The 21,335-nt window shown below is 43.6% G+C and carries 21 protein-coding genes and 2 tRNA genes; 19 read left to right on the top strand and 4 right to left on the bottom strand.

The annotated features are described in order from the left end of the window. Positions 1–18 precede the first annotated feature (18 nt). The 3 genes from mreD to DC082_RS06920 all read right to left on the bottom strand — a co-directional run bounded on the left by mreD (position 19) and on the right by DC082_RS06920 (position 2,530). Positions 19–513, bottom strand: a complete 495-nt coding sequence (mreD, locus tag DC082_RS06930) for a rod shape-determining protein MreD (protein WP_109236350.1) — start codon at positions 511–513, stop codon at positions 19–21. Beyond that, positions 497–1,354, bottom strand: a complete 858-nt coding sequence (mreC, locus tag DC082_RS06925; RefSeq protein ID WP_094567859.1) for a rod shape-determining protein MreC — start codon at positions 1,352–1,354, stop codon at positions 497–499. Before mreC ends, mreD begins: the two co-directional genes overlap by 17 nt. A gap of 123 nt (positions 1,355–1,477) precedes the next feature. Further along, positions 1,478–2,530 carry a rod shape-determining protein gene (locus tag DC082_RS06920; RefSeq protein ID WP_094567858.1) on the bottom strand — a complete coding sequence of 351 codons (1,053 nt, stop codon included), beginning with the start codon at positions 2,528–2,530 and terminating at the stop codon, positions 1,478–1,480. A gap of 219 nt (positions 2,531–2,749) precedes the next feature. On the opposite strand from DC082_RS06920, the gene tpiA reads away from it, so the two are divergent. The 14 genes from tpiA to DC082_RS06850 all read left to right on the top strand — a co-directional run bounded on the left by tpiA (position 2,750) and on the right by DC082_RS06850 (position 14,546). Then, on the top strand, positions 2,750–3,499 hold the full coding sequence (tpiA, locus tag DC082_RS06915; protein WP_109236349.1) for a triose-phosphate isomerase: 750 nt from the start codon (positions 2,750–2,752) through the stop codon (positions 3,497–3,499). Between the two features lie 24 nt (positions 3,500–3,523). Then, on the top strand, positions 3,524–3,838 hold the full coding sequence (gene secG / locus DC082_RS06910; protein WP_094567856.1) for a preprotein translocase subunit SecG: 315 nt from the start codon (positions 3,524–3,526) through the stop codon (positions 3,836–3,838). Positions 3,839–3,863: 25 nt separating this feature from the next. Further along, a tRNA-Leu gene (locus DC082_RS06905) sits at positions 3,864–3,948 on the top strand. A gap of 1,190 nt (positions 3,949–5,138) precedes the next feature. Beyond that, positions 5,139–5,223, top strand: a tRNA-Leu gene (locus DC082_RS06900). Positions 5,224–5,362: 139 nt separating this feature from the next. After that, the gene (locus DC082_RS06895) at positions 5,363–6,421 is read left to right on the top strand and encodes a type II secretion system F family protein (RefSeq protein WP_109236348.1); all 1,059 of its coding nucleotides are present in this window, start codon (positions 5,363–5,365) and stop codon (positions 6,419–6,421) included. Between the two features lie 38 nt (positions 6,422–6,459). Beyond that, positions 6,460–7,260: a prepilin peptidase gene (locus DC082_RS06890; protein WP_157957418.1), complete on the top strand. Its 801-nt coding sequence runs from the start codon at positions 6,460–6,462 to the stop codon at positions 7,258–7,260. A gap of 51 nt (positions 7,261–7,311) precedes the next feature. Next, a complete protein-coding gene (gene coaE / locus DC082_RS06885; RefSeq protein ID WP_109236346.1) occupies positions 7,312–8,004 on the top strand; it encodes a dephospho-CoA kinase in 693 nt (230 codons plus the stop codon). Positions 8,005–8,231: 227 nt separating this feature from the next. Further along, the gene (gene zapD, locus DC082_RS06880) at positions 8,232–8,948 is read left to right on the top strand and encodes a cell division protein ZapD (protein ID WP_094567850.1); all 717 of its coding nucleotides are present in this window, start codon (positions 8,232–8,234) and stop codon (positions 8,946–8,948) included. Between the two features lie 236 nt (positions 8,949–9,184). Continuing rightward, a complete protein-coding gene (fabG, locus tag DC082_RS06875; protein WP_109236345.1) occupies positions 9,185–9,919 on the top strand; it encodes a 3-oxoacyl-ACP reductase FabG in 735 nt (244 codons plus the stop codon). A gap of 123 nt (positions 9,920–10,042) precedes the next feature. Beyond that, positions 10,043–10,276 (top strand): acyl carrier protein, encoded by a 234-nt coding sequence (acpP, locus tag DC082_RS06870; protein WP_094567847.1) that lies wholly within the window; start codon positions 10,043–10,045, stop codon positions 10,274–10,276. 255 nt (positions 10,277–10,531) lie between these two features. Then, entirely contained in the window at positions 10,532–11,773 is a 1,242-nt protein-coding gene (gene fabF / locus DC082_RS06865) for a beta-ketoacyl-ACP synthase II (protein ID WP_094567845.1), read from the top strand. 16 nt (positions 11,774–11,789) lie between these two features. After that, positions 11,790–12,848 carry an endolytic transglycosylase MltG gene (mltG, locus tag DC082_RS06860; protein ID WP_109236344.1) on the top strand — a complete coding sequence of 353 codons (1,059 nt, stop codon included), beginning with the start codon at positions 11,790–11,792 and terminating at the stop codon, positions 12,846–12,848. Positions 12,849–12,898: 50 nt separating this feature from the next. Further along, entirely contained in the window at positions 12,899–13,570 is a 672-nt protein-coding gene (gene tmk / locus DC082_RS06855) for a dTMP kinase (RefSeq protein WP_109236448.1), read from the top strand. After that, positions 13,557–14,546, top strand: a complete 990-nt coding sequence (locus DC082_RS06850) for a DNA polymerase III subunit (protein ID WP_109236343.1) — start codon at positions 13,557–13,559, stop codon at positions 14,544–14,546. Before tmk ends, DC082_RS06850 begins: the two co-directional genes overlap by 14 nt. A gap of 75 nt (positions 14,547–14,621) precedes the next feature. Here DC082_RS06850 and DC082_RS06845 read toward each other — a convergent pair whose 3' ends face one another. Then, entirely contained in the window at positions 14,622–15,467 is an 846-nt protein-coding gene (locus DC082_RS06845; protein WP_109236342.1) for a M48 family metallopeptidase, read from the bottom strand. Between the two features lie 213 nt (positions 15,468–15,680). Between DC082_RS06845 and DC082_RS06840 the strand changes: the two genes are divergently transcribed. From DC082_RS06840 to DC082_RS06820, 5 genes are all read left to right on the top strand, one after another. Next, positions 15,681–16,256, top strand: coding sequence for a pilin (locus DC082_RS06840; protein WP_109236341.1), 576 nt, complete (start codon positions 15,681–15,683; stop codon positions 16,254–16,256). 194 nt (positions 16,257–16,450) lie between these two features. Then, on the top strand, positions 16,451–16,876 hold the full coding sequence (locus tag DC082_RS06835; RefSeq protein ID WP_133243695.1) for a hypothetical protein: 426 nt from the start codon (positions 16,451–16,453) through the stop codon (positions 16,874–16,876). A gap of 1,172 nt (positions 16,877–18,048) precedes the next feature. Next, on the top strand, positions 18,049–18,990 hold the full coding sequence (gene rsmH / locus DC082_RS06830) for a 16S rRNA (cytosine(1402)-N(4))-methyltransferase RsmH (protein ID WP_109236339.1): 942 nt from the start codon (positions 18,049–18,051) through the stop codon (positions 18,988–18,990). Beyond that, entirely contained in the window at positions 18,987–19,307 is a 321-nt protein-coding gene (ftsL, locus tag DC082_RS06825) for a cell division protein FtsL (protein WP_094567832.1), read from the top strand. The genes rsmH and ftsL overlap by 4 nt, the downstream gene beginning before the upstream one ends. A gap of 301 nt (positions 19,308–19,608) precedes the next feature. Continuing rightward, the gene (locus tag DC082_RS06820; RefSeq protein ID WP_109236338.1) at positions 19,609–21,333 is read left to right on the top strand and encodes a peptidoglycan D,D-transpeptidase FtsI family protein; all 1,725 of its coding nucleotides are present in this window, start codon (positions 19,609–19,611) and stop codon (positions 21,331–21,333) included. Positions 21,334–21,335: the final 2 nt, after the last annotated feature.

Here is a 21,335-nt window from a genome sequence, read left to right as displayed (position 1 = left end):
CTATAGAATATTCTGTTTTTACTTATCGTTAATGCCAAAAACTTCACAGATCTCATTGAGAAGAATATTAAGAATAGGCCAGAAGAGACTTGAGACGACAATGGGCATGACCCAATGGGTAAAACTAGGGGTTGAGTTGCCTAAAATACCATTCACCCAGATTGTAATGAGTGATTGGGCAGCAAAGAGAAAGGGGATAAGAATCGTCTGCTCCGGTAATGTAAAGGACTTTATTCGAGGGTAGTAGCGCTTCACAATATAACAGAGGAGCGCAAAGGTAAAACCATGCAATCCCCAGACAAAGGATTTAGAGATATCGAGTAGCAATCCCATTAGCCATGCCGAACCAACACCAAAGTGTTTTCGGAGCTTGACGGCCCAAAAGAGCATCGTCATTGTGGTCCAGTTAGGGCGAATCGCCTCAAAAAAATTGGGCATTGAGATGGTATCTAATACGATAGAGATACCAAAAGTGATTAAAATGATAATCAATCGTTTAAGGAAGGTCATCATACTCTCCCGGCGTTAAGATTAAGACCTCACGAATCCGATCTAATTTTGCAGTGGGGGTTGCTATAATTTTAGCAAAGTATCCTGTCGAGTCGACGGTAATTGTCTTAATCACCGCAACAGGGTAGCCTTGCGGAAAGCGTTCATCTAACCCTGATGTCACTAGAAGATCGCCCACTTTCACATCATCATCAAAAGCGATATTGGAGATCTCAATCTCATTGAGCTTTCCATTTCCATTAGCAATTCCTCGAATGCCATTACGATTGACCTCAACCGGAAGCGAGTGGTGAGGATCGGTAATGAGAATCACTTTGCTCGAGGAGGGGGAGACAGAGACCGTCTGCCCAACAATTCCAAGATTATTTAAGACGGGAAGATTCTCCTCTACACCTTGATTCGCACCACGATTGAGAAGCACAATATGGCGATAGGGATCGGAGTTAATATTGATCAGTTGCGCAATAATGGTGGAGTGATCAAGCTTTGAGGAGGATTGTAGCAGTAGGCGAAGACGTCTATTTTCGGCAGTTAATGCCGCCATCTGCTGTGTTTCGTAAGCAAGATAGAGCTCTTTCTCTTCTAATGTTGCGATTCTTTGTAGAAGCTCCTCTTTTTCGGTATACCACTGTTTGAGTCGTTCAATACCGCGATAGGGGGCTTCTGCAATAAGTGAGAGCGGATGAATAATCTCTTCTAAATAATATTTAGGGAGGCGAAGATAGCTCGTTCGATGATCGAGAAACATCAGCGCGATCGAGAGCAAGCAGAAAAGAATCGTCTTTCCTTTAAGGCCAAAGCTTTGGAACTCAAATTGTTCCTGCCCTTTATCTTGCTTATCCATAAAATATTAGCCCGTCTACTTTGCAAAAAAATGGTAAAAGATGAGGTGCCGATGAAGGCGGGATGATAGAGAAACCCCTACCGAGAAGTGATTCAAGATAGGGGTTTTATCGCTTATTAAATTCTACTCTAAGCCAAAGGCATTGTAGCCGTAGACCCCTTGAAGTTCGAGGGCTTTTCCGCCACCACGAACAACACAGGTTAAAGGATCATCAGCGATCAGAGCATCTAAGCCTGTCTCTTCAGAGATCAATTGATCAATATTACGAAGTAGTGCGCCGCCACCGGTAATGACGATGCCTCTTTCAGAGATATCAGCTGCAAGTTCAGGCGGTGTTGATTCAAGTGCTAATTGTACGGCACTTACAATTCCTTGTAGCGGTTCCATTAAGGCTTCTAAGATCTCATTTGAGGTGAGTGAGAAGGTTCGAGGTAAGCCCTCACTTAAATTACGTCCACGTACTTGTGTTTCAAGAACCTCAGCAGTGGGGAATGCCGTTCCAATATCTTTTTTGATTCGTTCTGCTGTCGGTTCACCTATTAACATCCCATAGTTGCGGCGAACATAGTTGATAATGGCCTCATCAAACGTATCTCCACCGATACGAACTGAGTTAGCATAAACAATACCGGTTAGGGAGATGACAGCAACTTCAGAGGTTCCTCCACCAATATCGAGAACCATCGATCCAGTTGCTTCATGCACGGGAATGCCGGCACCTAAGGCTGCTGCCATCGGTTCAGGAATGAGGCGTGCTTCAAGCGCTCCGGCACTTTCAGCTGCTTCCTTAATGGCACGGCGCTCAACGTGGGTTGCACCGGATGGAACACAGACGATTACGCGAGGATTAGGGCGACCTAAAAGAATATTGCGCTTGAGAACTTGATTGATAAAATTCTCCAGCATAATCTCAGTTTTAGGAAGATCGGCAATAACCCCATCTTTAAGGGGCCGTGTTGTTTCGATCGTATCAGGTGTTCTACCAAGCATTAATTTTGCCTCTTGACCGACCGCTGAGAGACGCGGACGACCCGTTTTAAGATCGCGCTCAATGGCTACAACAGAAGGTTCATTTAACACGATCCCTTGACCGCGCATATAAATCAGAGTGTTTGCCGTACCAAGATCGATGGAGAGATCTCTGGAAAAAAAAGCCTTCAAACGTTTTGGGATCATAATTAATACTCAATGTGAATTCGGTTAATTTTATTAACCCACCTATCAAATCTTCAATAAAGAGAGTAAAGAATGAATCTGAAAGAATGAATCAGAATTAATCTTTTATAAAGTAGGCAGGCTCCTAGAAAATAAGGTACGATTATAGCAATTAATGGCGCCAGATGATTAAAATATTTAGAAAATTTTTATTGTTATCGAGTCTTGAAGGAGAATTAGATGGATCGTAAAAAGCAGTTTGTTGCCGGTAACTGGAAGATGAATGGATCACTTGCGGAGAATCGTGAGCTTCTCAATGAGCTGATGGAGCTTGTAAAAGATGCTGATGCGGAAGTGGTGGTATTCCCCCCTGCGATCTATATTCAGCAGGTCGCTTCTATTACTGAAGGCAGCAATATTAAAGTAGGTGTTCAGAATGTTTCGGCAGAAGCGAAAGGCGCTTTTACTGGAGAGATTTCGCTTGCGATGGTGGAAGATTTTGGTTGCCGTTATGTCTTAATTGGTCACTCTGAGCGCAGAACGCTCTATGGCGAGACAGATGCAGATGTTGCCAAGAAGATGAAAGCAGTTGTTGATGCAGGTCTGATTCCTGTTATCTGTGTAGGTGAAACGTTAGAAGAGCGTGAGTCGGGCAGAACAGAAGCGGTGATTAAGCAGCAGTTAACCTCTGTTATCGATGCTATTGGTATTGATGCTTTTAAAGAGGCCATTATTGCATATGAGCCTGTTTGGGCAATTGGTACAGGTAAAACAGCGACGCCGGAAGAGGCGGAGAGTGTTCATAATTTTATTCTCTGTACTTTAAAAAGTTACGATGATAAAATATCGAACCTCGTAAGGGTTGTTTATGGCGGTAGCGTGAATGCATCAAATGTAGAATCGCTCTTCGCACAAGAGAATATTGATGGGGCTCTCGTTGGAGGCGCATCGTTAAAAGCTAAAGAGTTTGCAAAGATTGTTTTAGCCTAATTTAGGATAAGGTAGAGAAGAAAGATGCTTGAAAATCTAATTTATGTTCTTCATGTTGTAGTATGTCTTATTATTATTGCATTAGTACTTGTACAGCAAGGTAAGGGCGCGAATATAGGTGCTTCTTTCGGACAGGGTGCATCCGGTACAGTATTTGGCGCAGCGGGTAAAGCGAACTTTCTCGCACGTCTTACAAAATGGATGGTTGCGCTTTTTTTCATTACAAGTCTTGTAATGATGTTTAATTCAGGTAAGATTAGCGCTAGCAGTAGTGTGATCGATTCACTCCCGATTCAGGAAGTTCCTGTTATTGGTGGTAGTGAGCCTGTAACGAAGTAACTCTGCAGCAGATTTTAAAAGTTATGCCGGCGTGGTGGAATTGGTAGACACGCTACCTTGAGGTGGTAGTGCCTAACAGCGTCCCAGTTCAAATCTGGGCGTCGGTACCAACATAAGATCCTAGATAGATTATTCTATCTAGGATTTTTTATTTTCGGTTTTTAAAAAGGTTAATTTCAAAAGGTAAGAAGGGTTCTGGAGCAGCGGGAGATGACCATTGCGTTCTTTTTACTGGTGCATGCCCGCGGTTTGGCATCTTCAATGCATGTGGATTTATCATTTGGAATAATATTGAAGCGATTAGTTTACCGGCATTTTAGAAGTTGCCACTTGCCGGCGAACAATTTCTGGAAGTACGTGATAGCAAGGACCGGCAACGTTCAGCCTGTTTTATTGCAACAGCTTTATGGTAATTTTAGGGATTAAAAATTGCTATCTGCCGGCGCGTGATTGGTGGAAGCATGCAGGAGTAAGATCCGGCAACGTTCAGTTTTTTTCATTCAATCTTTTTTAATTAATTATTAATTATGCTTAAGAGAAGTTGTTGAGCAGCGGGAGATGACCATTGCGTTCTTTTTACCTCTGCATGCCCGCCGATTGGCATCTTCAATGCCAAGTGGATTTATCATTTGGAATAATATTGAAGCGATTAGTTTACCGGCATTTTAGAAGTTGCCACTTGCCGGCGCGCAATTTCCGGAAGTACGCGATAGTGAGGACCGGCAACGTTCAGCCTGTTTTATTGCAACAATTTTATAGCAATTTTAGGGATTAAAAATTGCTATCTGCCGGCGCGTGATTTGTGGAAGCATGCAAGAGTAAGATCCGGCAGCGTTCAGTTTTTTTCATTCAATCTTTCATTCAACCTTTTTTACTTAATTATTAATTATGCTTAAGAGAAGTTGTTGAGCAGCGGGAGCCGACCATTGCGTTCTTTTTACTGGTGCATGCCCGCGGTTTGGCATCTTCAATGCCATGTGGATTTATCATTTGGAATAATATTGAAGTGATTAGTTTACCGGTATATTAGAAGTTGCCACTTGCCGGCGCGTGATTTCCGGAAGTACGCGATAGTGAGGACCGGCAACGTTCAGCCTGTTTTATTACAACAGCTTTATGGTAATTTTAGTGATTAAAGATTGCTATCTGCCGGCGCATGATTGAGAGATATGCAGTGGTAAATCCTGGCAATTTAAAATATTTTGCGCTATTTTTTCTCACCTGCTTGTTTTATTGTTGGAAGAGTTGTAATATTGTTTTCCTCAATTCAGCAAGCAGTTAAAAAAGTTGATTGAGTAATGCCGGCGTGGTGGAATTGGTAGACACGCTACCTTGAGGTGGTAGTGCGTAACTGCGTCCCAGTTCAAATCTGGGCGTCGGTACCATACAAAGAGAAGCTCTAGTAGAGATACTAGAGCTTTTTTCTTGTCTGTTATTTATCAGTGTCTCTCCTTATCGCTTCCCGAAAATTTCTCCACTTCACTAAGCTTAACGATGCTTGCTTGGGATGATAGGGAGTGAGGTATGCAAACTTTAGAACGATTGGAGCTGCGTTGGCAGGAGCGACATTTCTTTACAGAACAGATGGCACTGCTCCTAGAAGCTGGGATCTCTTTAACGAAAGCATTGCAACTACTGGCAAACTATAGCCAGCGCCGACGGTTGCAGTTTCTATTTCAAGAGCTGGAAAAGAGCGTGATGGCAGGGCGAGCACTCTCTACCGTTTTGGCAAAAGCTCCCAAGAGCTTCTCACATCTCTATCTTGCTCTAATCCGTGTTGGTGAGCAGTCAGGGCAGTTGCCGGCTGTTTTTCATTATCTTGAATCGTTAGAGCGGACTGAGAGGGAGAGAGGCGAGATGATTCGTAAAGCATTACGCTATCCTCTAACAGTTTTTATTGTCGCTTTAGGAGTCCTTCTCTTTATTCTGACGGCAATTGTTCCCACATTTGAGTCGATCTATCGCGCAAGTGGTGAGCCGCTCCCTCTATTGACACAAAAGGTGATCGATTTCTCCCACTTTCTCTTCTCTTCCCAATTGCTCTATGGGATCACATCGCTCTTAATTCTTTTCTGGGGAATGATTCGTCTTTATCGTGCCCAAGGACGCTTTCGATACGCTTTTGATCGAATGGTTTTAGAGATCCCCTTCTTAGGCTCAATTCTACAGGAAGGGCTGATTGTTCGTTGTGCAGTTGTACTCCATTTGATGTTGCAAAGTGGTGTCACGTTAGTCAATGCGATGAAGCTTTTTGCAAATAGTGTGGAGAATCTTTACCAAAAAGAGAGGTTAGAAGCGATGATTGTGGATCTAAGCGCCGGAAACTCTCTCCATCAAAGCGCTATAAAGAGTGGGTTGATGAGTGATGTTGCATTAACCATGATTTCGATTGGCGAGGTGAGTGGGGAGTTAGAGATTATTATGGGGCGGATTGCTGATTATCATAGCGCGCGACTTAAAGGGCGTATCGAAGGATTGATTGCGCTGATCGATCCCCTCTCTTTGCTATTAATAGGGGCGCTTGTGGGAGTTATGTTGATAGCGCTTTATCTGCCTCTTTTCAATATTGGTGCTGCGCTCTAAAGTTAAAATGGTAGAAGATGATGGTAAAAGAGTTACTCTTGTCGGCATTGGTTGCGTTAGGGATTCTGCTTCTCTACTCTTGGCTCTGGTGGATTCGTAAAGGGATCTATCTTCCTCAATTTAATCAATATTTTATTGCTGAGAGTTTAAAAAATCGACGCTTGATACTTTTTCAGCGAGGATTGATCTCGGCACTCTCTCTATTACTACGTTCACAATGGGGAAAGCGAAGAGTATGGAGTCATCTTGTTGGCTTTTTCTTACTCTTACTATCTCTGCAACTCCTCCTTTCAATGAGTCTATATCTTCTCTTTGATTATCAACTTCAGTGGCAGGATCATCTCTTTCTTCTTCTTTTAGTGCCATTGATACTCTTCGATCTGCGTTACTATCTCATTCCCGATCCGCTCCTCTATCCGCTTCTTTGGGGTGGAATCTGCCTCGCTCTTTTTCACTTAGGTGCGATCGATCTAGAATCATCTCTTTTAGGTGTTATGGGCGGATATCTTCTCTTTGAGGTCTGTTACTGGAGTGGGATGCTTTTTGTGAGAAGAGAGATTATGGGGCGGGGAGATATCAAACTCTTTGCGGCACTTCTCGCGTGGCTTGGGGTGCAAAGCTTACCTATATTACTCCTATTAAGCGCCCTTTTAGGATTGGGATCGGCCCTCTCTATTAGGTTGAGATACTCACTTTTAAGAAGAGTGAGTGGAGAGTTATCAGAAGAGCTTAAGCAAGTAGCGCAGGAGAAAGTGGAAGGAAAAATGATACCGTTTGCGCCGGCATTGGGTTTTTCGGGTATAATTCTCTACTTTAACCTACAAATTTTCGGTAATTGAGGGAAAAGAAGCGAGGATCGCTAGGAGCCTTTGGCGAGTAGGAGCGTGGAGATGAGAGAGAGGAGAGATAGAGTGCTAGAGCGCGGGCAAGAGAGTCGCCGAGAAGCGAATGAGAGTGTAAGTAAAAGAGCAAGACGTCTTCTTTTGACCGGGGGAATTGCAAGTGGTAAAACCTTTGTCTCCGATTATCTTGCGGCAAAAGGGGCGATGATTATCGATACCGATCAGATCTCTCGGCAGATGACGCAGAGTGATAATGCCGCGGGAAGAGCAGCTCTTGCCGAGATTAGAGAAACTTTTGGTGAAGCGCTCTTTACTGAGGCGGGGGAGTTAGATCGAGCTAAGATGCGGGAGTTAATCTTTAATGATAAAGAGGCGAAGCAGCGATTAGAGCGAATTTTGCATGGGCGTATTAGAAGTGCCGTTGATGAGAGAATAGCTCAATCAGATCACGCTCCCTACATTGTGGTTGTTGTACCGGTGATCGATCAAAACTCTCCCTATCTACAAATCTGTGATGAGGTATTAGTTGTTGAAGTACCTTATCAATTACAGTTACAGCGTTTAATGGCTCGTGATAATATTGATAGAGATTTAGCAGAGAAGATTATTAATGCACAAATCTCTCGCTTAGATCGACGAAAGCTTGGGAATCATATTATCATCAATGAGAATAATCACTTTGTAAGACGACAATTAGATAAGCTCCATCAACACTATATAACGTCTGTTGAAGAGAGCTGATGAGAAGCGATGAAGGTTGAGCAGGCCCAAAGAGGGCGATAGCAATAGCGAGACACAATAGCGAGACACAATAGCGAGACACAATAGTAAGAGCGATAGTAAGAGCGATAGTAAGAGCGATAGTAAGAACAGTAGCGATGGAGTGGGTGATAAAGATGTTACGTTGATGCCCAATATAGGTCATCATATTCCAGAGCGAGATAGTGTAATAACAGATAAGGATCAGAATGATTTACGAGTTTCCATTAACAGAAGGTATCAGACGCTTTTTAAGAATTGAGATGTTAGCAGAGCAGGCAGTGGTCTATATTGAGCATGATTCAGAATATAGCACTATCGCTGCCGTTCGCGCATTGTTAGATCTCGTCACGCTGGTCTCTAAAAATGATACGAAAATTGAGTTGATCAAACAGCTCGATCAGATGATCTCTATGAATAAGCTCGAGGGAGATGATCAGCTTGAAGCTGTAGAGCTCAAGAATATCTTAAGCCGGCAATCATTTCGTGCTTATGATGATGTTAAGGAGAATGTCTTCCTCAATACATTGCGCCAACGATTTGTCATTGTTGGTGGGATCTGTGCATTCGATCTTCCTGTATTGCACAATTGGCTCAATATGCCCTTCGAGCTACGGAAACAACACTTTTATCAATGGATGTCTGTAATCGACAATGTGATGCATGCCGTCCGTTTTGTCTTAAAGCATCTTCGTAGCAAGATGATTGAAGAGGAGTGTGTCTTTAAGCATGGCTTCTACTATCGATCGGTGAAGTGGAAGGCAGGGCTACTGCGCCTCAATACCGATGGTTATGATTTCTTTCCAGAATTTAGTGGGAACCGTCATCAATTGAGTATTCGATTAGTTGCGCAATCAACACCTTGGGAGCCTCCTCGTCAAGTGGATACAGATATTACCTTGAAGGTGGAAATTTGTGGGGCTTAGCTTTCACAACTCTAGCTTCATCTTTGTAACTTCACCTTTATAGGTTTACTTTATAGGTTTACTTTATAGGTTTAAGTTTAGATCTAAAATGGAAGGGATTTTACTCTAGCGCTGCGTTGGATGCTTTAATGTTAAAGCGAGTATTAGATAGATCCTTGATTTAGATCCAATTTTATGTTCAATTGCGCAAATAGCCGTGATTGAGTCGTTAATTCCTTTATTTTAATGAGGTATTTATGAGTTTAGATGGAAAGATTGCATTAGTCACCGGCGCTACGCGTGGTATTGGAAAGGCGATTGCCGAAAGTCTTGCCCGTGAAGGTGCTTATGTCTTTGGTACAGCAACATCAGAGAAGGGTGCAGAGACAATCTCCACCTATTTAGGAGATTCAGGTGAAGGATTAGTACTCAATGTTACAGATCAAGAGAGCATTGAGTCAGTTTTAAAAGCAATTACTGAAAAGAAGGGATCTCCTGCAATTTTGGTGAATAATGCCGGCATTACCAGAGATCAGCTCTTAATGCGTATGAAAGATGATGAGTGGAATGATGTTATTTTAACCAATCTAACGAGTGTTTATACCCTCTCTAAAGCGCTTCTTCGTCCGATGATGAAGGCGAGATATGGTCGAATTATTAACATTAGCTCTGTGGTTGGTATTACGGGTAATGCCGGTCAAACAAACTACGCTGCAGCAAAAGCTGGCGTTATCGGCTTTACAAAATCGATGGCAAAAGAGGTAGGATCACGCGGAATTACCGTCAACTGCGTAGCGCCGGGCTTTATCGATACCGATATGACTAAAGATTTACCAGAGTCTGTTAAAGAGTCTCTTTTAGCCAATATTCCCGCTGGTAGACTTGGGGAACCTGAAGAGATTGCAGCGGCGGTCACCTTTTTAGCTTCCGATCTTGCTGCCTATATTACAGGCGAAACCATCAATGTTAATGGTGGTATGTTGATGGACTAATGATTTTTTATTAGTTATAATTGCCATTGTATTAATTTTGGTGAACTGTTAATTCAACAGTCGTTTTTTTAGTACAGAATTGGCACGAGCCATTTTGTTATAATAATTTAAGGATTTAAAGTTATGAGCGACATCGAAGCACGAGTCAAAAAAGTAATTATGGAACAACTTGATGCTAAAGAAGAGCAAGTTGTGAATTCAGCATCTTTCGTAGACGATTTAGGTGCAGATTCTCTTGATACTGTTGAGTTAGTAATGGCTCTTGAAGAAGAGTTTGACTGCGATATTCCAGACGAAGAAGCAGAAAAAATTACTACAGTTCAGCAGGCTATCGACTACGTAAATGCTAACCTATAGTAGTTGATTTACAGAATGTGATTTTGGGTAGATGTTAGGAAACAAGCCTCTGCTCAAATGCATATGTAAATAGAAGCGACTGTTTAGGACTTATATTAAGCTCTATACAGTCGCTTTTTTTTATCGATAGTTTTTCAGTGTAGAATTTTTAATTGTAGAAATTTTAATTGTAAAACTTTCAACTGTAGATTATTGACAGATAATACCGATTTACTTGATGGATATAGATAAAGCTGACAGACAAGGGGGCTTTAAATGAAACGACGAGTGGTTGTTACAGGGCTAGGAGCAGTAACGCCTGTAGGAAATAGTTATGAAGAGTCTTGGAAAAATATTTTAGCAGGGAAGAGTGGAGCGGCACCGATTACCCATTTTGATGTGAGTAATTCCCCTGTAACATTTTCTGCCCCTGTAAAAGATTTCGATATATCGAAATATATCTCTCCTAGAGATGCGCGAAGACTTAATCTCTTTATTCAGTATGGTATTGCTGCTGGCTTAGATGCTTTAGCAGATTCTGGACTTGAAATTACAGAAGAGAATGCAGAGCGTGTTGGTGCTTTAATTGGATCAGGTATCGGTGGATTGCCAGGAATTGAAGAGAATCACTCAACATTAATCGATCGTGGGCCCAATAAGGTGAGCCCTTTTTTTGTACCTGGGTCGATCGTGAATATGGTATCAGGACAGATCTCGATCTTGACAGGATTGAAAGGACCTAATATCGCGGCAGTTACCGCTTGTGCTTCTGCAACACATTCGATCGGTCTTGCGGCGCGTTTAATCGAGCATGGGGATGCGGATGTGATGTTAGCAGGTGGTGCGGAGATGGCAACAACGCCATTAGGAGTTGCAGGATTTGCTGCAGCTAGAGCACTCTCCCGTCGTAATGATGCCCCGGAAAAAGCATCTCGCCCATGGGATGTGGATCGTGATGGTTTTCTATTAGGGGATGGTGCCGGTGTGATCGTTTTAGAAGAGTATGAGCATGCTAAAGCCCGAGGCGCACATATCTACTGTGAGTTGATCGGTTTTGGAATGAGTTCAGACGCATACCATATTACAAGCCCCTCTCCCGATGGTGAAGGTGCATCACTCTGTATGAATGCAGCGATTAAAGATGCTGGAATTGATCCATCTGAGATCGATTATATCAATGCTCATGGAACCTCAACCCCTGTCGGCGATCTGATGGAGCTCAAAGCGATCAAAAACAGTTTTGGTGATGCGGCAAAAGATGTTGCGATCAGTTCAACTAAATCGATGACAGGTCATCTTTTAGGTGCCGCCGGTGGGATCGAGGCGATCTTCTCCATTCTTGCAATGAGAGATCAAATCATTCCTCCTACGATCAATCTAGATAATCCCGAGCCAGAAGTGGCAGAGTATCGTATCATTGCCAATAAGGCAGAGCCGGCAGAGTTGAAGGTGGTTCTCTCTAACTCATTTGGCTTTGGCGGGACAAATGGTAGCCTGATCTTTAAAAAAATAGATTAAGTGAAGAGGTTTTCTTTTGAGATTATTGGGTAGAGTTATTCAGACCTTTTTTCGTTATCTTCTATCGAAAGTAAGCGTTATTATCTTCTTAATTATTCTGCTAGGCGGCTTCTTTGTTGTCTCTAAAGATCTAGAGGACTTTTTGCAGACTCCTGTGAATTTGCCGGAAGATGGGATCGTTCTTGAGATTAAGCCGGGGATGACGATTGATGATGTTGTTGGGATATTGCGTAGTAAAAATATTATTCGCAATGCTCTCTACTTTAAATGGTATGCCCGATTTACCGGCGATGCGAGTAAGTTGAAGGTCGGAGAATATGCGCTCTTACCGGAGATGTATCCTCTTGAACTTCTCTCAATTATTACCAGTGGTCGTGTCTTACAATATAACTTTACCATTATTGAGGGGTGGAACTTCTCTCAGCTACGGCAAGCTTTGGAGAAATCCCCCCATCTCAATCAGACCTTAAAGGGTTTAAGTAATGAAGAGGTGATGGCAGCGATCGGTTTAGAGGGAAAACCTTATGAAGGCTATTTTCTCCCCGATACCTATCTATTTCCTAAAAATTATAGTGATGCTGAACTCTTAAAGCGTAGTTACGCGGCGATGAATGAGGTGGTTGATAAGGCTTGGGCGACGCGTCAGCCGAATCTCCCTATTAAAAATAAGAGGGAGCTCTTAACGCTAGCTTCTATTGTGGAGAAGGAGACGGGAGTTGCCAGTGAAAGGCCAGAGATTGCCGGTGTTTTTGTGCGTCGACTGCAGAAGGGGATGCGTCTACAGACTGACCCGACCGTTATCTATGGTTTAGGGGATCAATATCGGGGCGTGATCTATAAGAGTGATCTACAGCGGGATACACCCTACAATACCTATACACGCGATGGTCTGCCTCCTACCCCTATTGCAATGCCGAGTCGAGAGGCGATTTATGCCGCGGCCAATCCAAAGCCTGGAAAGACGCTCTACTTTGTTGCAAAGGGAGATGGTTCTGGAGAGCATCTCTTTTCAGAGACATTAGATCAGCATAATCGTGCGGTCAAGCAGTATCGCGATCGAATGAGAGGGAAATAGTAGTGATCAAGCAAGAGAAAGTAGCAGAGAGACCGGAAGTGAAATCATCTATACAAGACTCCCTTCAGAATAAGAGCCCCGTTCGGGGTTCTTTTATTACATTTGAAGGAACTGAAGGTGCCGGAAAAAGTACGCAGATTGCATATGTAAAAGCATTTTTAGAGGCGCAGGGAATCGATGTTGTTACAACACGAGAGCCAGGAGGTACACCTCTAGGTGAGTCGGTCAGAGAACTACTTCTCACAAAAGAGATGTCACAGATGACAGAGTTGCTCTTAATGTTTGCAGCGCGAGCGGAGCATATTGCAAAGGTGATTTTGCCGGCGATTAAGGCAGGAAAATGGGTTCTCTGTGATCGTTTTACTGAATCGAGTTATGCATATCAAGGTTATGCGCGAGGGCTACCATTGAGTGATATTAAGGCCTTAGAAGCACTTGTACAAGGGGATCTTCGCCCTGATTGTACCTTTTGGTTCAATCTTCCTGTTGTAGAAGGGATGAAGCGCGTTCAATCTCGTGGCAAGAAGGATCGCTTTGAGGCGGAAAATATCCACTTTTTTGAGAAGGTATCTGCCGGATTTAAGGCACTCTCTCAAGCAAGACCTACGCAGTTTTGCATTATTGATGCGATGGCGCCGATCGATCAGGTTACCGATGCGATCTTGAAAAAGATTGAGAGTCTCCCCGCTTATCAAGCACGAGGAGGAGATGATGAAAGATGAACAAAAAGAGATGATGGACTTGATACGCTTTAAAGAGATTCCTTGGCTTCAGGCAGGCTATCTCGATCTGATGCAGCGAATCGAAAGCCCTTATCCACCTCATGCGCTCTTGATCTATGGAAAGTCCGGCGTTGGTAAACGGTATCTGGTGGATGCGCTTGTTAATCGGATTTTATGTCAGAATCCTCAAGATGGGCATGCTTGCGGTGTGTGTCAAAGTTGTCGCTGGCTGCAATCGGCGTTTCATCCTGATCTCTATATCATTGCCGGGGAGAGTGAAATCAAGGTGGATGATATTCGTAAAATTCACCATTTTGCGCAACTCACGCCGGAGACCGGCCGGAAAGTAGTGGTGATTAAGCAGGCGGATCGAATGAATCTGAATGCCGCCAATAGTCTTTTAAAGGTGCTTGAGGAGCCTCCTCACGATCTGCTCTTTCTCTTAGAGAGTAGCGAGCCGGAGAAGTTGCCGATCACCGTTCGAAGTCGGTGCCAATTCTATTTTGTAGAATCCCCCTCAGAGGAGGATTCTCTCAGCTATCTACAGAAGCAGATTACAGGGCATTACTCCTTAAAAGAGGAGCAGTTACGGTTGCTCTTAGCGGTGACTTTTGATGCGCCTTTTTTAGCGCTCAACTATCTACAACAGGGCTATATTGAGAAGCTACAACCGTTGCAAGAGAGCCTCGAGCGATTACTATTAGGTGAAACACTCCCAAGCCGAGAATTAACGCTTCTTCTTGAGACAGAAGCGCTCACCTTTGGCTTTCTCTTTTTTCTTCTTCGAAACTCTTTTGATCCCACCGCAGGAGAGCGTTTTCCTACATTAGCGCCGCTCTTTCTCTATCTTGCGCGTCTTTCGCCCCAATTTCGTTTAACGCAATATGAGCAATTAGTTGAGATTAGTCGATTGCGAGAGGAGCAGACACGAACCGATTGGGCATTAGAGGCTTGGTTTGTCTCTTTCTTTGGCTAGTCTAATTGCCGGTTTCTGTAGGCGCCGGCAATGCCTATTCTTCCCTTTACCTCTCTCCCTCCCTCTCTCTCTCTTTTAGTTAACTAGATGGGCTACTTTAGGAATCTGCGATTTTAGTGTTGTGATTCTTTCTGGTCCTGATGGATGGGTAGAGAGGATTGAGCTACCACTACCGCCGGAGGCATTTAACATCTTCTGCCAGAGGGTGACCGCCGCATTGGGGTCATAGCCGGCAAGTGCCATCAATTCCAATCCTAAAATATCCGCCTCACTCTCCATCGTTCGGGAGAAGGGGAGAGAGAAGGCGACATCTCCTGCTTGTTGCATCAATTCATTGCCAATCTCTCCGACACCTAATACGGAGGCGACAATGGAGATCCCCGAAGTTTTGACTAATGCTTGGGAGGCTTTCTCACGACTATGTTCCCGTAAGACATGAGCCATTTCATGCCCTACAATTGCGGCAATCTCATCATCGGTAAGATTGAGTTGCTCAACAATACCGCTATAGACCGCCATCTTTCCACCCGGCATGGCAAAAGCATTGAGCTCATTGCTACGAATCACATTGATCTCCCACTCAAATTGATCACTATCGGGGCGGAAGTTTTGCGTATGGGGTACTAATCGTTTAAAAACACCCTTAACGCGTTGTGCCGTGCGGGAATTATGATCGACTGCGCCAGATTTTTTAGCATCAAGAATCATCCCTTGATAAGCCTGTTTCGATTGCGCATTGAGTTCTGCGGCCGGAATCAATTGTAGTTGTGAGCGCGTAACACCTGTTAATCCTGCTTGAGTACTACTTGCACAAGCAGTGATAATTAATGTTGCCGCCACAATGGAGAATAATTTTTTCTGTTGATTGCTCTGAGAGGGAATAACGGCTCTTATCTGCCTCAATATCGTTTTAATCTTCATCGCTTCTACGCTCCTAAACAAGTTATATTCTTCGATGCTTTGACCTATTGGTTTTTCGGTTGGCTATCTCTACTATGAGCTGAGAATCAGCAGTTGATCGGCTCAATGGGAGATTTTTCTTCCGACATCTTACCCTTCACCGTAAATGGATCTATTGTACTACTTTTAGGGGCGATCTTATTGAAAAAGCGCTAGAAAATAGTAGGAGGTTACATGAGATCGATGATCAACTTTTTTAGAGAGTGGTTTTTATCCTGCGTGACTTTTGTAGCGGAGGCGATTGTGGGTTCACCGGAAGAGAGGCAGACCATTGAGGGGCGATCGAGAGAAGATTGTATGGTGGAAGATCGCATGATGGCAGAGGGCGGTTTTACCCTGATGGAGCTTCTAATTGTGTTAGCTTTAATTGCGACCATTAGTATGATTGCGATTCCGGTCTACAGTAACTACTTGCAACGAGCAAAGATTACAGAAGGTCTCACTTTAGCAAAAGGTATTCAACTAGAGGCTGAGCTCTACTATGCCCTCAATGGTGATTGGCCACAAAAAGATGCTCATGAGCAGTTAGGGTTAGGGGCGGCAGAGAGTTATCGTGGTAATAGTGTGGAATCTATTGCGCTTGCCAGGAATCAGATTATCATTACTTATAATGATGAGGTCAAAAGTGAAGGGAGTGACTCGGCAAAATTACGCTTAACAGCTCAAACTACAGGTGGCACTATTCAGTGGGCTTGTCAGGGGGAGAATATTGTTAAAGAGCATCTTCCGAAAGAGTGTCTTCCTCAATAATATCTTCTCTGAGGCATTGCGTTAGGGGTATGATATAATTCTTCTTAAATCTCCCTAATAGGTGAGAAATAGCTCGCCTTTTAAGAGTAGGGATTGAGAGAAATGATATTGGCAACCGATCGAGAATAGTGATTATTTTTGATCGGTTATCTCTTTTATTGTGTTGATCATTTTTGATAATAGAGCCGTTAATTGTGAAGACATTGCTATTGCGTAGAGTAAAACCTGAATGGATGATCACCCTAATTTTAGGGCTAATTGTTTTGGCTTTAGTGGCGATTATTGCGCGTGATATTATGGAGCGTCGTCGTATTGACCAAGCATTAGAGGAGGCGAAGACCTTAATATCAGAGGTCGCGCTGAGTTTGACGATTGAGCAGATGACAACGCCTCTTGCTGTCTCAAATGCCTTTTTAGCAGAGCGTACCCCCAATATTGCGGACATTATTATCTATCCGGGAAATTATCTTGAGGTAACTTTCTCTCCAATGTTAATCAATCTTCCGAATAGGACATTACAGCTCTCATTTAACTCCCTCGACCAATTAACGCGGGGAAATGTGGAGTGCCGTGGAGGAGATCTCCCGATGCCGATCACCCCTTTACAATGTCGTCGATAGATTCGGCGTCAAAGATGCTAATAGGCGGGCATATGCCGGTAAAAAGAATGAAATAGTCGGCTCCCGCCATTCAACAACCTCTCTTAAGAATCATTTATAAAAAATAGACTGAACGCTGCCGGTCCTCACTATCTCGAGTTTCCATAAATCGCGCGCCGGCAAGTGGCAACTTCTAAAATGCCGGTAAGCTAATCGCTTCAATATTATTCCAAATGATAAATCCACTTGGCATTGAAGATGCCAATCGGCGGGCATGCAGTTGCAAAAAGAACGAAATGGTCAGCTCCCGCTATTCAACAGCCTCTCTTAAGAATCATTTATAAAAAATAGGTCGAACGCTGCCGGCCCTCACTATCGCGTGCTTCCACAAATTCCGCGCCGGCAGTAGGCATCAAAGATGCCAGTAGGCGGGCATGCAGTTGTAAAAAGAATGAAATGGTCGGCTCCCGCCATTCAACAGCCTCTCTTAAGAATCATTTATAAAAAATAGGTCGAACGCTGCCGGTCCTCACTATCGTGTGCTTCCACAAATTCCGCGCCGGCAGTAGGCATCAAAGATGCCAGTAGGCGGGCATGCAGTTGTAAAAAGAATGAAATGGTCGGCTCCCGCCATTCAACAACCTCTCTTAAGAATCATTTATAAAAAATAGGCCGAACGCTGCCGGTCCTCACTATCGCGTGCTTCCATAAATCGCGCGCCGGCAAGTGGCAACTTCTAAAATGCCGGTAAGCTAATCGCTTCAATATTATTCCAAATGATAAATCCACTTGGCATTGAAGATGCCAATCGGCGGGCATGCAGTTGTAAAAAGAACGAAATGGTCGGCTCCAGCCGCTCCACAGCTTTTCTTAAGAATGACTGGTTGAAAGATGTTGATAGAAAAGGGCTGATGAGATGCCGGTCCTCACTATCGCGTACTTCCACAAATCATGCGCTGGAAAGTGGTGATCTTTAATCACTAAAATCGCCGGTATTCTCTCCTCTAAATTACTCCTTTAAATTATTTTTATCTCTCTTGTCATTACCGATATTGACCTATGGGCATGCCGGTGAAATAAGCGCAAGATCCACAATTATTGACATAAAAAACAAAATAGTGGAGAAAAGTGGCGAAAAGTGGAAAATATTTTATAGAAAGTGTAATATTTGCTCTAATGATAGAGATATAAGGATGATCGTGAGCAACCCAACGGATAAACATATTTCGGTTCTTTTAGAAGAGTCGATCACTGCACTCAATATTAAACCCAATGGAGTCTATGTAGATGCTACTTTTGGGCGCGGAGGACATTCCCGTGAGATCTTAAAACATCTGAGCAGTGAAGGGTTGTTAATCGGCATCGATAGAGATTTAACAGCACAAGCTTATGCCGATGAGTATTTCTCGCAATATGAGAATTTTCGTTTCCTACGCGGAGAGATGGGGAATATAGCTGCGCTTATAGAATCGATCGGAATCTCAGAGGTTGACGGTATCTTAATGGATATTGGCGTTTCATCCCCCCAACTTGATGAAGCCGAACGTGGTTTTAGCTTTATGAAAGAGGGGCCATTAGATATGCGTATGGACCAAAAAGCAGAACTGAGCGCAGAAGTTTGGGTGGCCCAAACGAGCGTAGAAGAGATGACCGAAGTCTTTAAAAAATATGGTGAAGAGCGTTTCTCCCATCGAATCGCTCGAGCAATTGAGCGAGAGAGAGCAGAAAAGCCGATTACTACAACATTACAGCTTGCCAATATTATTAGTGATGCAATGCCCTTTAAAGAGGGGCGTATTCATCCGGCAACGCGGGTTTTTCAAGCAATCCGTATCGCAGTTAATGGAGAGCTTGAGCAGTTAGAAGCTGCATTAGCCCAATCAGTGGAGATATTAGGTCATGAAGGAAGGTTAGCCGTTATCAGCTTCCACTCCCTTGAGGATCGAATTGTAAAACACTTTATGCGGGATCAATCGAGAGTGAAGGATCTCTATCCAGATCTTCCTGTCTTAATTAGTACAGGTAAACCGGCGCTGAAAGTGATTGGGAAACCAATTAAAGCAAGCGATGAAGAGTGCCGGGCAAATGTGCGTTCTAGAAGTGCAATCTTGCGGATTGCAGAGAGGGTTCTATGAGAGTAGATAAGTTAATTATTGCAGTTATGGTTGGGGTTGTTGCATTGGGCATCTATCGTTCAGTGACGATCCAACAGAGCTATAGACTGTGGAATGAGATCGATAAGATCGAGCGGGAGAATATCGCGCTACGTGAAGAGTATGGTCGCTTGCAGTTAGAAGAGAGCATGTTAATTACAGAAGCGCTTCTCGATAGCGAGACAAGAGAGCAGTTGAAGATGGTGGTTCCTGATGAGAGCGCCATTGTCTATGTGATTGAGACCAATACCGATGTGAAATATGTTGGCCTTGACCCTAAAGGGGTTAATGCACAATAAGTACCATGATAGTGAGGAAGTTACCGGCGCTTTGTGTGCCGGTCTTTCTATTCTGTTTTTTATATTGTAAATATCTCATTGTGAATAGGTGAATAGGGTATTACTGTTGTAAATATACTATTGTGGATATCAAAAGATGTGTTTTATTGTGAGTTTTTGTTATAACTTATATTGTAAACTCTATGGAAGATACTCCTCACTCAACAAACATAGAACAAACATAGACATCAGACATCGGACATCAGATCTAGATCGATACAACTTAAAATAGAGCATAAAAAAAGCGAGTAAAAGAGAACGAATGAAGAGCGTATTGAAATCGCTAAAGAAGCGTAATTGGCGGAAAATATTCGTCTTAGGGATTTTTACACTTATAGCGTTTGCCGTTGTAGCGAGAGCCCTCTACCTTCAATATTATATGACTGACTTCCTCTTAGAGCAGGGAGATAACCGTTTTGTCCGCCATGTGAAGAATCCAGCTGTTCGTGGCACAATCTATGACCGCAATGGTGAACCGATTGCACTCTCTACAGAAGTACGATCAATCTGGATTGACCCCAGTATCTTGAGTCAAAATCTCCATGAAATTCCTAAACTCTCCTATTTCTTAGGTCGCTCTGAAGAGGAGATTAAGCAGTTGATTCTCTCTCGTCAAAAATCACGCTTCTACTGGTTAAAGCGACAGCTCCCGCCTCACGAAGCAAAGGCGTTAATGGATCTTAAGATCCCCGGCGTTTACGATCAGGTGGAGTATAAACGTTACTATCCCGATGCGGAGATCACCTCCCATCTTTTAGGGTTTACCAATATTGATGATGATGGGATCGAAGGGTTAGAGCTCTCCTATCAAGATTGGCTTAAAGGGGATGATACAACTACTCGTATCTTAAAAGATGCGAAAGGGCGTGTGATCGAGCGAGAGGAGATTATCGATATGGATAATTTCCGTGAGAGTAAAGATCTCACCTTGACGATCGATCGCCGTATTCAGATCTCTGCTTATCGCGCATTGAAGACAGGGATGATTAAGCATGAAGCGGTTGCTGGTGCAGTGATTGTTGCCGATATGCGAACAGGGGATATTTTAGCGATGGTGAATCAACCTGCAGGGAATCCTAATCGTTTAGATGAACGCCGAGCAGAACTTCTGAAAAATCGGGTCATTACCGATATCTTTGAGCCGGGATCGACCATTAAACCCTTTGTCGTTGCCGCAGGTTTAGAATCTGGAAAATGGCGCCCCAATTCGATTGTAAAGACAGGGCGTGGCGGTTATCGCGTGGGTAAAAATGTGATTCGCGATGTCTCCTCTTCAGATTCAATGGATGTTACAACTGTCTTGATGAAGTCGAGTAACATCGGTGTTGTGCGCATTGCCGAGACACTTGAGCCCTCAATTCTCTACAATATCTATGACAAGATCGGCATCGGTCAAAAGAGCCAATTGCGCTTAACCGGTGAAGAAGCAGGGCGACTCGGTCCGCTTCGTCGCTGGCAGGTCGATCCCTTTGAGTATGCGACTAAAGCCTATGGTTACGGGATCAGTGTCAATACCTTAAAGTTAGCGCAGATGTACACCGTCTTTGGCAATGAAGGTAAGTATCGCCCCCTTCGGATTGTGAAGAATGATTACTATCCTGAAACGGTAGAGGTCTTCAGCCCGCGCGTGACAGGAGAAGTGCTCTTAATGTTAGAAGCCGCAACTGATAAAGCGAAAGGTGCCGGTGGTTGGCGCGCCCGTGTTCCTAACTTTAGAGTAGGGGGGAAATCGGGAACGATTCGTAAGATCGTTAATGGTAAATATAGTAGTACCCATCATCGTAGCTTCTTTGTTGGCGTTGCACCGATCTCCGATCCACAATATGTGGTGGCAGTAATGATCGATGAGCCGAGAAAAGATGGCTATTATGGTGGTTTGGTGGCAGCGCCGATCTTTAGTGATGTGATGCGCAGCACTTTAAGAATTATGGGAACAAAGCCCGATGCCTTATTGGATGAACCTAATATTAAGTTGATCGCAAAATAGCG

This window comes from Ignatzschineria indica (genome assembly GCF_003121925.1).
In the GTDB taxonomy this organism is placed as follows: domain Bacteria; phylum Pseudomonadota; class Gammaproteobacteria; order Cardiobacteriales; family Wohlfahrtiimonadaceae; genus Ignatzschineria; species Ignatzschineria indica.
Note: the sequence above shows the minus strand (reverse complement) of the source record. Positions and strands in the feature narration are given on the sequence as shown.

What these genes read in the sequence shown, in the direction of transcription:
- fabG (WP_109236345.1), top strand. Translation starts at nt 9,185, where the DNA reads ATGAGTTTAGATGGAAAGATTGCATTAGTCACCGGCGCTACGCGTGGT.
- zapD (WP_094567850.1), top strand. Translation starts at nt 8,232, where the DNA reads ATGATTTACGAGTTTCCATTAACAGAAGGTATCAGACGCTTTTTAAGA.
- acpP (WP_094567847.1), top strand. Translation starts at nt 10,043, where the DNA reads ATGAGCGACATCGAAGCACGAGTCAAAAAAGTAATTATGGAACAACTT.
- rsmH (WP_109236339.1), top strand. Translation starts at nt 18,049, where the DNA reads ATGATCGTGAGCAACCCAACGGATAAACATATTTCGGTTCTTTTAGAA.
- secG (WP_094567856.1), top strand. Translation starts at nt 3,524, where the DNA reads ATGCTTGAAAATCTAATTTATGTTCTTCATGTTGTAGTATGTCTTATT.
- DC082_RS06920 (WP_094567858.1), bottom strand. Translation starts at nt 2,530, where the DNA reads ATGATCCCAAAACGTTTGAAGGCTTTTTTTTCCAGAGATCTCTCCATC.
- mreC (WP_094567859.1), bottom strand. Translation starts at nt 1,354, where the DNA reads ATGGATAAGCAAGATAAAGGGCAGGAACAATTTGAGTTCCAAAGCTTT.
- coaE (WP_109236346.1), top strand. Translation starts at nt 7,312, where the DNA reads ATGAGAGAGAGGAGAGATAGAGTGCTAGAGCGCGGGCAAGAGAGTCGC.
- DC082_RS06845 (WP_109236342.1), bottom strand. Translation starts at nt 15,467, where the DNA reads ATGAAGATTAAAACGATATTGAGGCAGATAAGAGCCGTTATTCCCTCT.
- DC082_RS06820 (WP_109236338.1), top strand. Translation starts at nt 19,609, where the DNA reads ATGAAGAGCGTATTGAAATCGCTAAAGAAGCGTAATTGGCGGAAAATA.
- DC082_RS06850 (WP_109236343.1), top strand. Translation starts at nt 13,557, where the DNA reads ATGATGAAAGATGAACAAAAAGAGATGATGGACTTGATACGCTTTAAA.
- fabF (WP_094567845.1), top strand. Translation starts at nt 10,532, where the DNA reads ATGAAACGACGAGTGGTTGTTACAGGGCTAGGAGCAGTAACGCCTGTA.
- DC082_RS06840 (WP_109236341.1), top strand. Translation starts at nt 15,681, where the DNA reads ATGAGATCGATGATCAACTTTTTTAGAGAGTGGTTTTTATCCTGCGTG.
- tpiA (WP_109236349.1), top strand. Translation starts at nt 2,750, where the DNA reads ATGGATCGTAAAAAGCAGTTTGTTGCCGGTAACTGGAAGATGAATGGA.
- ftsL (WP_094567832.1), top strand. Translation starts at nt 18,987, where the DNA reads ATGAGAGTAGATAAGTTAATTATTGCAGTTATGGTTGGGGTTGTTGCA.
- mreD (WP_109236350.1), bottom strand. Translation starts at nt 513, where the DNA reads ATGATGACCTTCCTTAAACGATTGATTATCATTTTAATCACTTTTGGT.
- DC082_RS06895 (WP_109236348.1), top strand. Translation starts at nt 5,363, where the DNA reads ATGCAAACTTTAGAACGATTGGAGCTGCGTTGGCAGGAGCGACATTTC.